Source organism: Sphingomonas sp., assembly GCF_036731925.1.
Classification (GTDB): Bacteria; Pseudomonadota; Alphaproteobacteria; order Sphingomonadales; family Sphingomonadaceae; genus Sphingomonas.
Genome location: NZ_DAINDJ010000001.1, coordinates 750,840 through 764,338 on the forward strand (window position 1 = coordinate 750,840; position 13,499 = coordinate 764,338).

At 65.5% G+C, this 13,499-nt stretch carries 16 protein-coding genes and 1 tRNA gene; 10 read left to right on the plus strand and 7 right to left on the minus strand.

Annotated features, from left to right (window positions below):
• The first annotated feature begins 105 nt into the window (after window positions 1–105).
• Complete coding sequence (locus V7E00_RS03920; RefSeq protein ID WP_333571371.1) at window positions 106–849, plus strand: TlyA family RNA methyltransferase; 744 nt, start codon at window positions 106–108, stop codon at window positions 847–849.
• A 46-nt stretch (window positions 850–895) separates the two neighbouring features.
• Here the strand turns inward: V7E00_RS03920 and V7E00_RS03925 are convergent, their stop codons facing one another.
• Window positions 896–2,032, minus strand: coding sequence for a TonB family protein (locus V7E00_RS03925; protein ID WP_333571372.1), 1,137 nt, complete (start codon window positions 2,030–2,032; stop codon window positions 896–898).
• A 229-nt stretch (window positions 2,033–2,261) separates the two neighbouring features.
• On the opposite strand from V7E00_RS03925, the gene V7E00_RS03930 reads away from it, so the two are divergent.
• The 5 genes from V7E00_RS03930 to V7E00_RS03950 all read left to right on the plus strand — a co-directional run bounded on the left by V7E00_RS03930 (window position 2,262) and on the right by V7E00_RS03950 (window position 5,213).
• Window positions 2,262–2,825 (plus strand): TspO/MBR family protein, encoded by a 564-nt coding sequence (locus V7E00_RS03930; protein WP_333571373.1) that lies wholly within the window; start codon window positions 2,262–2,264, stop codon window positions 2,823–2,825.
• 16 nt (window positions 2,826–2,841) lie between these two features.
• Window positions 2,842–3,102 carry an accessory factor UbiK family protein gene (locus V7E00_RS03935; RefSeq protein WP_333571374.1) on the plus strand — a complete coding sequence of 87 codons (261 nt, stop codon included), beginning with the start codon at window positions 2,842–2,844 and terminating at the stop codon, window positions 3,100–3,102.
• Between the two features lie 112 nt (window positions 3,103–3,214).
• Window positions 3,215–3,724 (plus strand): YbjN domain-containing protein, encoded by a 510-nt coding sequence (locus tag V7E00_RS03940; RefSeq protein ID WP_010544228.1) that lies wholly within the window; start codon window positions 3,215–3,217, stop codon window positions 3,722–3,724.
• Between the two features lies 1 nt (window position 3,725).
• Complete coding sequence (proC, locus tag V7E00_RS03945) at window positions 3,726–4,529, plus strand: pyrroline-5-carboxylate reductase (protein ID WP_333571375.1); 804 nt, start codon at window positions 3,726–3,728, stop codon at window positions 4,527–4,529.
• Between the two features lie 72 nt (window positions 4,530–4,601).
• The gene (locus tag V7E00_RS03950; protein ID WP_333571376.1) at window positions 4,602–5,213 is read left to right on the plus strand and encodes a hemerythrin domain-containing protein; all 612 of its coding nucleotides are present in this window, start codon (window positions 4,602–4,604) and stop codon (window positions 5,211–5,213) included.
• Between the two features lie 26 nt (window positions 5,214–5,239).
• On the opposite strand, the gene V7E00_RS03955 is transcribed toward V7E00_RS03950, so the two are convergent.
• Window positions 5,240–5,725: a MarR family transcriptional regulator gene (locus V7E00_RS03955; RefSeq protein ID WP_333571377.1), complete on the minus strand. Its 486-nt coding sequence runs from the start codon at window positions 5,723–5,725 to the stop codon at window positions 5,240–5,242.
• A 69-nt stretch (window positions 5,726–5,794) separates the two neighbouring features.
• Between V7E00_RS03955 and V7E00_RS03960 the strand changes: the two genes are divergently transcribed.
• Together V7E00_RS03960 and V7E00_RS03965 are read left to right on the plus strand one after the other, a co-directional pair.
• The gene (locus V7E00_RS03960; RefSeq protein WP_333571378.1) at window positions 5,795–6,892 is read left to right on the plus strand and encodes a branched-chain amino acid aminotransferase; all 1,098 of its coding nucleotides are present in this window, start codon (window positions 5,795–5,797) and stop codon (window positions 6,890–6,892) included.
• 23 nt (window positions 6,893–6,915) lie between these two features.
• A tRNA-Gln gene (locus V7E00_RS03965) sits at window positions 6,916–6,990 on the plus strand.
• 796 nt (window positions 6,991–7,786) lie between these two features.
• Here V7E00_RS03965 and V7E00_RS03970 read toward each other — a convergent pair.
• The 4 genes from V7E00_RS03970 to V7E00_RS03985 are packed head-to-tail and all read right to left on the minus strand — an operon-like array spanning window position 7,787 to window position 9,938.
• Complete coding sequence (locus tag V7E00_RS03970; protein ID WP_333571379.1) at window positions 7,787–8,194, minus strand: DUF4267 domain-containing protein; 408 nt, start codon at window positions 8,192–8,194, stop codon at window positions 7,787–7,789.
• Entirely contained in the window at window positions 8,191–8,667 is a 477-nt protein-coding gene (locus V7E00_RS03975) for a hypothetical protein (protein ID WP_333571380.1), read from the minus strand. The genes V7E00_RS03970 and V7E00_RS03975 overlap by 4 nt, the downstream gene beginning before the upstream one ends.
• Before the next feature lie 3 nt (window positions 8,668–8,670).
• The gene (locus V7E00_RS03980; RefSeq protein ID WP_333571381.1) at window positions 8,671–9,057 is read right to left on the minus strand and encodes a hypothetical protein; all 387 of its coding nucleotides are present in this window, start codon (window positions 9,055–9,057) and stop codon (window positions 8,671–8,673) included.
• Window positions 9,054–9,938: a DUF4336 domain-containing protein gene (locus V7E00_RS03985; protein WP_333571382.1), complete on the minus strand. Its 885-nt coding sequence runs from the start codon at window positions 9,936–9,938 to the stop codon at window positions 9,054–9,056. The genes V7E00_RS03980 and V7E00_RS03985 overlap by 4 nt, the downstream gene beginning before the upstream one ends.
• Before the next feature lie 257 nt (window positions 9,939–10,195).
• Here V7E00_RS03985 and V7E00_RS03990 point away from each other — a divergent pair, with 257 nt between their 5' ends.
• Window positions 10,196–12,373: a PAS domain-containing sensor histidine kinase gene (locus tag V7E00_RS03990; RefSeq protein ID WP_333571383.1), complete on the plus strand. Its 2,178-nt coding sequence runs from the start codon at window positions 10,196–10,198 to the stop codon at window positions 12,371–12,373.
• Window positions 12,262–12,567, plus strand: coding sequence for a response regulator (locus tag V7E00_RS03995; RefSeq protein WP_333572369.1), 306 nt, complete (start codon window positions 12,262–12,264; stop codon window positions 12,565–12,567). Before V7E00_RS03990 ends, V7E00_RS03995 begins: the two co-directional genes overlap by 112 nt.
• Before the next feature lie 57 nt (window positions 12,568–12,624).
• Here the strand turns inward: V7E00_RS03995 and V7E00_RS04000 are convergent, their stop codons facing one another.
• Window positions 12,625–13,488 (minus strand): glucose 1-dehydrogenase, encoded by an 864-nt coding sequence (locus V7E00_RS04000; protein ID WP_333571384.1) that lies wholly within the window; start codon window positions 13,486–13,488, stop codon window positions 12,625–12,627.
• Between the last annotated feature and the right edge of the window lie 11 nt (window positions 13,489–13,499).

Sequence of the window (13,499 nt, forward strand, 5' to 3'; positions counted from 1 at the left end):
TGGCCGGACCTCTTCTATAATCCCTATCAGATTAGTGGGCAATAAGCCTTGCGCCGAATGGAGGAGCGGTTGCGCCGGGGCGTTGGCCGCGCCTAAAGGGTGGGCATGGCAAAGCTTCGCGCCGATCAACTGCTTGTCGACCGCGGGCTCGCCGAGAGCCGCACGCGGGCACAGGCGCTCATCATGGCGGGGCTCGCCTTCACCGGCGAGCGCAAGATCGAGAAGGCGGGCCAGATGCTGGCCACGGACGCCGCGATCGAGGTGCGCGGACGCGACCATCCCTGGGTTTCGCGCGGCGGCATCAAGCTGGCCCACGCGCTCGAGCATTTCGGCTGGGACGTGACCGGCGTGGTGGCGATCGACGTCGGTTCCTCCACCGGCGGCTTTACCGACGTGCTGCTGACGAACGGCGCGGCGCGCGTCTATGCGGTGGACAGCGGGACCAACCAGCTCGCCTGGAAGCTGCGGCAGGACGAACGCGTGGTTGTTCACGAGCAGACCAGCGCGCGCATCCTCACGCCTGCCCATATTCCGGAGCCGCTCGACATTGTCGTGTGTGACGCGAGCTTCATCGGGCTGGCCAAGGTGCTCGACGTGCCGCTGGGCTTCACCCGCCCGGGCGCACGGCTGGCGGCGCTGATCAAGCCGCAGTTCGAGGCCGGGCGCGAGGAAGTCGGCAAGGGCGGGGTGGTGCGCGATCCCGCCGTGCACGAGCGGGTCTGCGCCGAAGTGGCTGCGTGGCTCGAGGCAAAGGGCTGGCAGGTGCTCGGCGTGACGCGCAGCCCGATCACCGGTCCGGAGGGCAATGTCGAGTTCCTGATCGGCGCGGTGCGGGGCGGCTCGGCCTAGGGCCCATCCGCGCATGCGCAGCGTGCCGTCTGCGGCACGCTGTCGATCAGCTGTCGTCGGCCGGCGGCTCCTTGCCCTTTTGCGGCATGACGAAGCGTACGATGTCTACGCAACCGACGCGCCCGCTTGCCGACGGCGCCTGGCGCGCCTGCATCACGATCTCCCGCGCCTTCTCGCCAAAGGCTGCGGCCGGTTCGGCGGCGAGAACGCGGACATTGCCGGTCTGTCCCCAGGGTGCCACGTCGTAGCCGATGATCGCCCAGCCTTCGATGCGCCGCTCGGCGAAGCCGGCGGGGAATTGCAGTTTCGGCATGCTGGTCCAGCCGGTCTCGCCGTCTGAGCAGCGCGCATCGGCAGGTCGGAAGCTGGCCTTGTCGGGCGGCGTCGGCGCGGCGATCGTCTCTTCGCTGCGGCGATAATAGGGGTAGGTGCAGCCATGCCGCGCCTCGGGCGCGAAGCGCGACTGTTCCACTGCCCGGACGGAGGCGCGATCCAGGGCCGCGTTCCCGTCGGAGCCGATGATTCGCACGTTCACCGGCTTGCCCTTCGCGTTGATGTCGAACGCGGCCATCGCATAGGTCCAGCTGCCGGGGGCGACGGCGATGTTCTCGAAGGCGGGGTAGGCGCGGAGGCGCACCCTGGGGGTATCGGTGCCGATGCAATTGGTGTCGGCGGGGTGAAAGCGGCGGAACACCGTCCGCTCGCCTGGCAGCCGGGTATGCGGCGCGACGACATAGCGCATGGCCACCAACGGCGGCGCCTCGCCGGCGGCAACCGGCTGGGGTTCAAAACGGATCGTGCAGTTGTTGCGCGCGCCGGGTGCGAAGCGCGATGCGGCGAAAGCCGGGATCACGTCGCCCTCCGGAAAATACAGGCGCTTGGGGTTCCATTCGCCGGCATCGGCGCGCTTGATGCCGAAAGGCCTGCCCTGCGGATCGATTTGGAAGGTAAGGGTGATCGGGAGTGGTGCATTCCCGTTGCCGTAAACGCCGGTGGGAAAAGGCGCTTCGCGCCGGGCGAGTGCCACGGGCCCATCGTCACAGCGGGCTTCGCCCGCGGTTGGCGCGATGAGGAGCAGAGTGGGCGCGGGCCTCGGCTGTCCCGAGCCCGGAATGGGCGGCGGCAGTTCCTGCGCCGACGCGGTGGGAACGGCAAGCGACAGGAGCAGCGCGGGAAAAGTCATGATGAGAAGTTGCCGCGACTTTACTGTTGTTTCAAGAAAAAACTCGCCATCTTTATTGTCGTGGCGAAAAAATCGATTTCATCTCTTTGACTGCTGCTGATGTCTTCATGGTCGTGCCCGGCGGCAGGAGAGGCGCGCGTGCGCTTCGGGATTGCCGTGCGCCTTTGCAGATGCGCAGCGATCGCCTAGGTCGTGGCGTTGATCCGGCAACGACAACAGGGGAGATCGCGTGAACGCACTGGCATCGAAGGCGCAATTGCGCCGTGGCTTCTGGCGCCGGGCGCTCGTAACGGTTCCGCTGGTGGTGCTGCTCGGCTTCGGATCGGCGATGGTCGCGCCCGCCGGCGACCAGAACCCCTGGTTCACGGCACTCGCCAAACCCGCGATCCAGCCGCCGAACATTGCCTTCCCGATCGTCTGGACGATCCTCTACGTGCTGATGGGCCTTGCGCTGGCGCTGGTGCTCAGTGCGCGGGGCGCGCGGGGACGGGGCGCGGCGGTCACGCTGTTCGTGGTGCAATTGGCGGTGAACCTTGCCTGGTCGCCAATCTTCTTCCGCTTCCACAAGCTGGACCTCGCCCTGATCGTGATCGTGGCGCTCGCGGTGCTGGTGGCGGTGACGATGGTCGCTTTCTGGCGCGTCCGCAGCCTGGCCGGGCTGATGCTGCTGCCCTATCTAGCCTGGGTGTGCTTCGCGAGCGTGTTGTTCTCGCAGGTCCGGGACCTGAATCCCGATGCGGAAAAGATTGCGCTCGCGCCCGTGAACGTCCACATCGCGGTTCACACGCTTTGAGTGGGATAGATTTGACATGCAGACCGACAACCGCCTGTTCGACGATCTGGTGAAGATGGTGAACGGTGCCGCCGGCACCTTCGCCGGCGTGGCACGCGAGGCCGAAGCCGGCGCGCGCGAACGCGCCCGCGAGTGGATCGGCGGCCTGGATTTCGTCAGCCGTGACGAGTTCGAAGCCGTGAAGGCGATGGCCGCGGCGGCGCGTGACGAGGCCGATGCGCTGAAGGCGCGCCTCGAGGCGCTCGAGGCGAAGCTGAACCCGCAAGGGAATGCGTGACGCTGGCTAGGCTTTCCTTGTCCACAGCTTTCGGCAGCGGGGCGCAGGCGCAAGCTTGTGCCCCGTCCGTGTGCTTGGCACTAGCGGGCATGGCTACACGACCGGGGGCGACATGGGCATGCTAGACGAAGCGGAATTCGACCGCGACGCCGCGGCACCCATCGACATGCTCGAAACCTATTTCGCCGCGCATGGCTGGACGCACGAGCGCGAGGACGACGAGATCGTCGCCAAGGTGAAGGGCAGCTGGACCCAGTACGAACTCCGCGCGATCTGGCGCGAGGACGACGGCGTGCTGCAGTTCATGGGCTTTCCCGACGTGCGCGTGCCCGAGGAGCGGCGCGGGCTGGTCTACGAGACGATCGGGCTGGTCAACGAGCAGCTGTGGATCGGCCATTTTGAGCTTTGGTCTTCGACCGGTATCCTGCTGTTCCGCCATGCCGCGCTGATCGACGGCGACGAGGGCGCGTCGCTGACGCTCGCCCAGGCCGAGCTGCTGGTGGAAAGCGCGATCGACGAGTGCGAGCGCTTCTACCCCGTCTTCCAGTTCGTGCTGTGGGGCGGCAAGACGCCGAGCGAGGCGATCGCCGCCGCACTGATCGAGACCCAGGGCGAGGCCTGAGATGGCGCTGCTGGAGCGGATCTGGCTGGTGGGTGCCGGCAATATGGGCGGCGCGATGCTCCGACGCTGGGCAGGGGCGGGCATCGATCCGTCCGCGATCACCGTCATCGATCCGGGCAGTCCGGCAGTTCCCGAAGGTGTGCGGCATGTGACCGCACCGCCCGAGGGCGAGCGGCCGACCGCGCTGGTGCTCGCGGTGAAGCCGCAGCAGCTCCACACTGTCGCACCGGTGCTTGCGCCGTTCGTCGCCGGCGTGCCGCTGCTCGTGTCCATCCTGGCCGGCGTCGAGGTCGCCACGCTGGCGGACGCGCTGGGTGCGCAGACCGTTGTGCGCGCGATGCCCAACCTGCCGGTTGCGATCGGCAAGGGCGTTGTCGGCCTCACCACGCCGAGCGACGATGCCGAGGCGCGTGCCGCCGCCGAAGCGCTGATGCAGCCGCTCGGGCTGGTCGAATGGGTGCGGAGCGAGCCGATGCTCGACGCGCTGACCGCGCTGGCCGGCTGCGGCCCTGGCTTCGTCTTCCGCTTCGTCGATGCGCTGGCCGAGGCGGGCGCGGCGCTGGGCCTGCCCGCCGATCAGGCGCAGCGTCTGGCACTCGCGACGGTGGAAGGTTCGGGGCTGATGGCGGCAGCGGCGAGCGAAAGCCCGGCCGTGCTCGCGGATCGCGTCGCGAGCCCCGGCGGCTCGACGCGTGAAGGGCTGAACGTGCTCGACCGTGACGCTGCGTTGAAGACGTTGCTGCGTGAGACGCTCGCCGCCTCGGCCCGCCGCAACGCCGAAATGGCCGCCGAAGCGCGCAAATAGCGCGATCCTCTACGGAACGCCTAGTATTCCCAGCGGTTAAGCCTCCGATCTCATGTATCGACGGAGGCTGACATGGCTACGACGACCGAACCGAAGCGGACTGCGAAGACCAGCGCCAAAGACACCGGCAAGACGAGCAGCGGCACCAGCCTGGGCGTGATCGCCGGCGCGGCAGCAGGCGGCGCGGCGCTGGGCCTGCTCGCGATGCTCGGCCGCAAGGCGGCGGTGCAGGCGCCGAGCGCGCTCGCCGGCAACTGGGACGATGCGCTCAAGGCCGAGCACAAGGCAGTGCTCAAGGCGTTCGACGCGCTCGAAGCCACCGACGACAAGGCGACGATCCGTCGCAACATGCTGCTCGCGCACATCAAGCATGCGCTGGTGAAGCACGCGATCGAGGAAGAGAACGTCATCTACCCGGCGCTCCGCGAAGCGGGCAAGACCGAGCAGGCGGACGAGCTCAACGCGGAACATGGCTATGTGAAGCAGTTCCTCTACGAGCTGGAGAACATGCCGAGCACCTCGCCCAAGTGGCTGGAGAAGGTGAAGGAATTCCGCGCTGCGCTGGAGAAGCACATTCGCGAGGAAGAGGATGAGCTGTTCCCCGAACTCCGCGCCCAGCTGAGCGAGGAAAAGAACAAGGCGCTCACGCTTTCGATGAACAAGGAAGGCTTCAAGGTCGCCTGAACCACGCGGCGACGCGGGGGAGCGCTTCAGCGCCCCAGCGTTGCCGCGCGGCCGCGCTCGTCCTCGGGCATCAGCCCTTCGAGCACGGCCCAGAATCCCCCGACGGCTCCCTGGCCGGCGCTTGAATAGGCGCCGGCCATTTTTTCGCGCAGTGCCTCGAACAGCTCCGATTCCAGCTTGGCGCCCGCCTCGGTGAGCCGCAGCAGCCGCTGCCGCCGGTCGCGCGTGCCGGCTCGCGTTTCCACGAGGCCGCGCTCCGCCAGCTCGCTCAGAACGCGGCCCAGCGACTGCTTGGTGATCGCCAGCAGCGAGAGCAGCTCGCTCACCGTCAGGTCGGGCTTGCGGGCGATGAAATAGAGCGCGCGGTGGTGCGCGCGGCCCAGCCCCTGGCGCGCCAGTCCGTCGTCGATCGAGCGGGTGAGGTGCGAATAGCCGAAATAGAGCAGCTCGATGCCGCGCCGGATTTCGGGTTCGCGCAGGAAGAGAGGAGAGGCAGGAATTGGGGCAGCCATGTTGACCGTTTCTGCCACCGCGCCTAGTCCTGCGCAACCCGAGGCTCTGGGGACGAGAAAGACCGAGTGATGGAAGACGCGACGATCCTGGATTTCGAATTCGAGGCCCACACCAACCCGCGGACGGCCGACGACCGCGCGACGATCCTCGCGAACCCCGGCTTCGGCAAGACGTTCACCGATCACATGGCGGTGATCCGCTATTCGGCCGACAAGGGCTGGCACGACGCGCGCATCCAGCCCTATGCGCCGCTCCAGATCGATCCCGCCTGCGCGGTGCTCCACTATGCGCAGGAGATTTTCGAGGGCCTGAAGGCCTATCGCCTGCCCGATGGTGGTGCTGCGCTGTTCCGCCCGGGCGAGAATGCCCGTCGCTTCCGCGAATCGGCCGAGCGCATGGCGATGACTCCGCTGCCCGAGGACCTGTTCCTCGCCTCGATCCGCGCGCTGGTGAAGGCCGATCGCGACTGGATCCCGGAGGGCGAGGGCGCCTCGCTCTATCTGCGCCCGTTCATGTTCGCGAGCGAGACGTTCCTCGGCGTCAAGCCGGCGAGCGAATATCTCTACCTGGTGATCGCCTCCCCCGCGGGCGCCTATTTCAAGGGCGGCGCGCCGTCTGTCACCCTGTGGGTGTCCGATCACTATACCCGGGCGGCGCCGGGCGGAACGGGCGCGGCCAAGTGCGGCGGCAACTATGCCGGCAGCCTGGTTGCCCAGGCCGAAGCGATCCGCCAGGGCTGCGACCAGGTGGTGTTCCTCGACGCGGTCGAGAGTCGCTATGTCGAGGAACTGGGCGGCATGAACGTGTTCTTCGTGTTCGATGACGGCAGCATCTCCACCCCGCCGCTCTCCGGCACGATCCTGCCGGGCATCACGCGCGAGTCGCTGATCAAGCTGGCGCGCGACGCCGGCGTGGAGGTTCGCGAAGAGCGGTACGCGATCGACCAGTGGCGCGAGGACGCGAAGAGCGGCCGCCTGCGCGAGGCGTTTGCCTGCGGCACGGCCGCGGTGGTGACGCCGATCGGCGCAGTGCGCGGCACCGGCTTCGAATTCCAGATCGGCAATGGCGGTCCGGGCCTGCTGACCGAAAAGCTGCGCGAGCAACTGGTGGGAATTCAGCGCGGAACCGCAGCGGACCCGCACGGATGGCTTGAACGTCTCTTCTGAGGCTCTATAAGCCCGCTTCCCGTTGGGGCGTCGCCAAGTGGTAAGGCAACGGTTTTTGGTACCGTCATTCGGAGGTTCGAATCCTCCCGCCCCAGCCAGAACATTCTTCTGGCCCAAGTTATTGAGATATAACGAGTTTCTCTTCGGGTAAATTCGTCGTGGTACCCTGCCGTGGTACCCTGTCGTGGTGTTGATTTCGACACCATGATTCGACCGGATTCGAGGCGCAAGCCTTCATTTTAAACCGAGCCGCTTTTCCACGAAGGAAAGCGCGACGGGGGATCTTCTGCGAACGCGTTTGGCGGTGTTACTTGCCGAGCGGCTTGCATTCATGAACCGCTTTTAGCCCGTCGCCGGCCGGCACCTTTGGGCGGCGACGATCAAGCTGTTGCCACCGTTCAAGTGGTTGCGCACCGGGTCACTTCGCGACCGGAAGCAGAGGTCTGACCTAGCCACATCCAAACGTCGATGCTCTACCTCTTTACCCATGGCATGCGCTCAAGCCCGGGTTGTCGAGCAGCGCGCTGCCCATAGTACAGCATATCCGATGTTCAGAGCGTGCCTGGAAGGCCTTCCTCGGGACATGGGCCGTAGAGCCGGTCTAGATAGTGACTGGCCAGCGCGTAATGTGCTCGGACCGCCGCTGGATGGTCACATTGCTGCGCCTGCTCCAGTTCCTGTTCCGCGCGACGGTAAAGGTATTTGCTCTCGTTTCTCAGGTCTGTTCCGGTCATTGAGACCGTCTGCTCCCAAAGCGCCGATTGCCCATCCACCTAGGTGGGTGAAAAGAACATTTTGCCGCAGCTGGTACACACGTCGCCGCTACGTCGCGTAGGTTACGTTTCAAACCCGTCCTGTGCCGATCCGCGGTAGCAATACCGATGTACCCGCTGCTCAGCGCGGTCGACCATCGTCGTCAAGGCTGCGCACGCGCGTCCGAACCCAGATTGCCAGCCCCGCAAAGAGCGTCGCGCTGGCCAGATGCAGCCCCAATTGAAGGGGTCCTCCGTAAGGTACCATGGCCACCAGGACCAGATCACCCGCCGGAATGACAAGTGTCATTGACAGCACGATGAGCACTGCCCGCGTCGAGGCGAATAAGGTGAGCAGCGCAATATAGCCAGCCAGCGCCACATCGCGCATCCCGACGGCGCGGACATATACCAATTCTGCCACCGTGTTTGCAGGAATGCCGAACAGCGCGGTTGCCTGCTCTGGCTGACAGACGAACAGCACGCCCAGGCTGGCAAAAAGCAGGCTTGTCCCAAGCAGAGCCCAGCGCAGTGGTCCAGCTGTGATCATCGCCGCATTTCTTCCGGCGCGAGTGCGCGCAGCAAGTCGATCGTGGCCTGGGCATCTTGATGGTGCACGAAAATGCCGCCGGCTTCCTGCCATAGCGCCTGGTACTTCAAGGTATCATCGACCAATATGTCACCCGTCCGCGCGTGGTTTCGCTTGTCGACGGCCAAACAGGTGATGATCCGCGTGCCCGGGAAATGTTCAGCCGCCCAGCGGATCTTTTGTGGTGCCGCCCAGGTGCCGCGCGGGAGGCCGGTCAGAATGATCGGGTTGAGATGGTGCACGGCGTCGAACAACCGCATCGCATCCGGCATCAGCGGCAACGATCCATAGAAGTCCCGGTGCGCCTCCAGCCGTTTCCAGAATGCAGGCAGGCCGAACCGCTTCTGAAATATCCGAGGGGGCAAGCCCAGCACCGCGGTTGCCGCCCGATCGAAGTCGGCGAGAACGCCGTCGCAGTCCAGGTAGAGCTGCATGCCTCAAAATCTGGCGGGCCGAAGCGTGATCGGAACGGGGCTTGAGAGTGCGAGCCAGCCCAGTCTCGCGATAACATCGTTGCTTTCGACCGCGCGGCGGCCCTTTGCCCGATCCAGCGACCAGGTGATGTGGTACGTGCTACCGTCGGGCCGGTGCGTTGTTCCGCCAATCGCGACTACCAGCGCCTGCACCCCCCTGCCGTCATCGACCTGCCCGACGATTTCCCCGCAATCTTCTTGCGGCAAAGATGCGCCGCCGCGGCGCAAGGTCACGTGGTCGGCCACGACGTCCGGAAAGAGGGGGGCGAAGCGCGCGAGCAAGTGGCGGCGCTCCTCGGGATCCAGCTTCCAGCCAGTTACAGGCGCGCTGCCGCCGTGTTCCTTGCTCATCGTTCGAACCACCCCAGCGCCGCCCGCAGCCGGTTCGCACCGTCGCGAACGAACCATTCGCCATGAGCAAAGATCACGCGTTCCGGTGCAAGCTTCAGCATTTGGTCAAATGAGGAAGCGACTTGCCGTTGACGCATCCGCAGGATGGCGCGCAAATAGCGGGGCGTAGTGCCCGCATATGCCCCGGACAGCAGCACGAACGCCCGGGTCCATAGCGAAGAGCGATCCGCCGGCAGGTGCTGCACCACGTCCGTGAGGACGAGCGTATGCGAAGCACGATGAAAGAAATAGACTTCGGAGAAGCCCGCGCCGCAGACGAGGCCTTGATCAACCTCCCCGCGCCAGTCGGCGGGCGCTTCCTCGCGCAGATCGCGGTCGATGCGGAGCGCCGACGCTCGGACCTGCGCCCGGTCGCGCAGGCCGGGGGCTCCCCACGTCAGGGCGTCCGGGAAGCGGTCCTGCCAAGCCGCCAGGAGCGTCCAATGTGCGATATTCGGGGCAATGAGGTGCCGCACGGGGCCGAGTGCCTTGAGTTCCTCGACCAGCGCCTCGGTAAGCTCCGTCGGCGAATGCAGCATCAGGTCACCGTTCCCGAGCCGCAAGATCGTCATTCGGATGGGAAGGAACACGCCGCCCGGCCGGATCGGCCCGCTGTCCACGATCCAGATGTCATCCGCGACGGCCTTCAGCGTGTTGAGCGGCGGAAAGGTAACAGCCTTCCCCACCGCGCTTTCCTCCTTTGGCGAGCGTGCGACGCTCTTGGCGGCGAGCAACGCGACTGCGCTACCGGCAATGGCTAGCCCAGTGATCTTGGCGCTTCGGGTAATAGGCATCGGGTTGCCGCTCCAGACTGATGCTGAAGGATCGTCGCTCGGCGCCATTGGTTCCCGGCGCTGATCTAGAGCAGTTCCCGCCTTTATGGTGCCGCTCGAACGGCCAGTTCGACATGGTACCTGAGAGGCCGACGCATCATAGGAGGGGCGATGAGCAGTCACGTGAAAGCGGAGCCCGTGCAACATCGCGGGCGCTTGCGCTGCTCGGCAGCGTTCAGAAATTCCTTTACTCGCAATCTCTTACAGAAGCGCTGGCGAGTGTGTGCAGTCATGGCAACTTACGGGCTCAACAACGTTTTCTCCCGATGACTGCACGATCCAACCCTTCCGAACCATCGCTCGCCAGCGGCGATGAGCGCGAGCGTCTAGCGCAGCTGTTCGAGCAGGCGCCTAGCCTGATGGCGTTGCTGCGGGAGCCGAGCCATCGCATCGTCCTCGCCAACCACGCCTTCCAGCGGCTGTTTGGTGAGCGGCAGACAGTCGGCCGCACGGCGGCCGAGATCCTGCCGCCGGCGCTCTCCCTTGCTGCCCTCCGTCGCCTGGATGAAGCATATCAAAGCGGCGAACCCGTTCGCCTGGAAGCAGTGCGGCTTCCGACCGGCCTCGCGGAGGGCGATGCACGCGACGAACGCATTCTCGACCTGATCCTCCAGCCTGTGCATGATCCGAACGGCGCGGTCATCGGAATCTTCGTCGAGGGCACGGACGTTACCGATCGGGTGCTGGCAGAGCGTCGTCTCCAGAGCAGTTTCGAGATCAGGACGGTCGGAATCATCTACTGGGGCCCGAGTTTCGGGCTCACACAGGTGAACGACGCATTCCTGCGGATGACCGGGTACTCTCGCGAGGAAGCGCTGGGCCTGACCTGGCAGCAGCTGACACCGGCGGAGTTCTGGCCGGCTTCCGAATTGGCTGTTCACCAGGTGAATACACTCGGTGAGGCGGTCCCCTATGAGAAGCAATATTTCCGCAAGGACGGGAGCCGCTGGTGGGGCCTGTTCGCACCCCGCCGGGTCAGCGATCAGGAAGTCGTCGAATTCGTGCTTGACGTCACGGAGCGTAGGGATGCCGAAGACGCGCTGCGCGAAGCCGAAGAACGTTATCGGTTGGCCGTGGAAGCGACCGACGACGTGGTATGGGACTGGGACCTCGCAACCGACACCATTCGACGGAACGAAGCGCTCGAGAGGCTCTTCGGCTATGCTGAAGGCGACCTCGTGGAAACCCTGGGTTGGTGGAAGAACAGGATTCACCCCGACGACGTCGAACGCGTCAGCACCAGCCTGGATCGCGTGACCGGCGGCGCCGAACAGACGTGGAGCGTACACTATCGGTTCGCACGCAATGACGGGACGTACGCGGACGTACTCGATCGAGGCACCCTGCCGCGGGACGAAGCCGGGCAGCCCCGCCGCATGGTCGGCGCCATGCACGACCTTACGCCACATAAGCAGGCCGAGGCCGCGCTCCGACAGCTGAACGAAACGCTGGAGCACCGCGTGCTCGAGCAGGTCACGGCGCGCATGAAGATCGAGGATGCGCTTCGCCAAAGCCAGAAGCTGGAAGCGATCGGTCAGCTCACCGGCGGTGTCGCCCACGACTTCAACAATCTGCTGACGATCATCCGGAGCGCGGCGGAGATGCTCCGCCGCCCAGGCGTCGCAGAGGAGAAACGCGCGCGCTATGTCGACGCAATCGCAGAAACCGCCGATCGTGCCGCGAAGCTCACCAGCCAGCTGCTGGCGTTTTCCCGACGCCAGGCACTGAAGCCCCAAGTGTTTAATGTGGGCGGCCGCATCGAGGCGGTTCGGGACATGCTTGCGACCGTTGTTGGCAGTCGCGTGGCGCTCGAGATCGATACCGATTGCGAGATCTGCTATGTTGAGGCGGATCCCAGTCAGTTCGATACCGCGCTCGTCAACATGGCCGTGAACGCCCGCGACGCCATGAAGGACGTGGGCCAGCTGAGGATCGGGATCGAGCCGGCCAGCTGCGTGCCATCGGTGCGCGGACACTTTGCAAGCAAGGGGGACTTCGTCGCGATCCGTGTTGCGGATACCGGCTGCGGTATCGAACCCGACAAGCTCGCCCAGATATTCGAGCCGTTCTTCACGACCAAGGAAGTGGGCAAGGGCACCGGCTTGGGCCTCAGCCAGGTGTACGGCTTCACCAAACAGTCTGGCGGAGAAGTCTCCGTGCACAGCGTGGTGGGCCAGGGCACCACCTTCACCATGTTTCTGCCGCGGGTCCCTGCACAACTTGGGCAAGCGGCGTCCGACCAAACCGAGCAGGAGGCGCAGGGCAGGGGGCATATCCTCGTGGTCGAGGATAACGAGCAGGTCGGCGCCTTTCGACCGACCTTCTGGAAGAGCTGGGCTTTACCACGACCTGGGCGCCCAATGCAGACGCGGCGCTGCGGCTTCTTGACGACAATCCCCGGACCTATGCCGCCGTCTTCTCGGACGTGGTCATGCCGGGCATGAACGGCGTCGAGCTCGGACTGGAGATCCAGCGCCGCGCGCCGGGGCTGCCGGTGATCCTCACCAGCGGATACAGCCATGTGCTCGCACAGGAAGGCAGCCACGGCTTCGAGCTTCTGCAAAAACCCTATTCGATCGAAGACCTGACGCGCGTCCTCCGCAAGGCCATCCTGGAGCGGTCTGAAATGCCCGCCTGACCTGTGCTGCTGGAGTGGAGCGCCACAGGGACGTCTCCACTCCGCGAAGCGAGGGACTTACAGGATCGGCTGCCCGCCTGTTACCGCGACGGTGGCGCCGGAGATATAGCTGGCTTCATCGGTGGCCAGCATCACATAGGCGGGAGCCAGTTCTACCGGCTGGGCCGGGCGACCGATCGGATAGCTTTGGCCGAACTCCTTCACCTGCTCGGGCGGCATGGTCGAGGGGATCAGCGGCGTCCACACCGGACCCGGCGCGACGCAGTTCACCCGGATGCCGCGCGGCGCGAGCAATTGCGCCAGGCCGCCGGTGAAGTTCTGGATCGCACCCTTGGTCGTGGCATAGGGCAGCAGCGTCTGCTTCGGCATGTCGGCGTTGACCGAGGTCGTGTTGATGATCGCGGCCCCTTCGCGCATGTGCGGCGCCGCGGCCTTCACGAGATAGAACATCGCGTGAATGTTGGTGCGGAAGGTTGCGTCCCATTCCTCGTCGGGGATGTCTTCGAGGCTCTCGAAAGTCATCTGGTGCGCGGCATTGTTGACCAGGATGTCGATTTGTCCGAACGCCTCGACGGCGCGATCGATGATCGCGCGGCAATGGTCTGCGGCGCCGATGTCCCCGGGCACCAGCACCGCCTTGCGCCCGGCCTTCTCGATCCATTCGGCGGTATCCTTGGCGTCGTCGTCCTCGTTCAGATAGGCGATCAACACATCGGCGCCCTCGCGCGCGAAGGCGATTGCGACCGCCCGGCCGATGCCGCTGTCGCCGCCGGTGATGATCGCCTTCTTGCCTTCGAGCCGCCCTCGGCCCTGATAGCTTGTCTCGCCATGGTCCGGGCGCGGGTCCATCGCGGCGATGGTGCCCGGCACGTCCTGCTGCTGTTCGGGAAGTGGCGGCTTGATCGTCTCGGTCGTCGTCATGGGATCGTTCC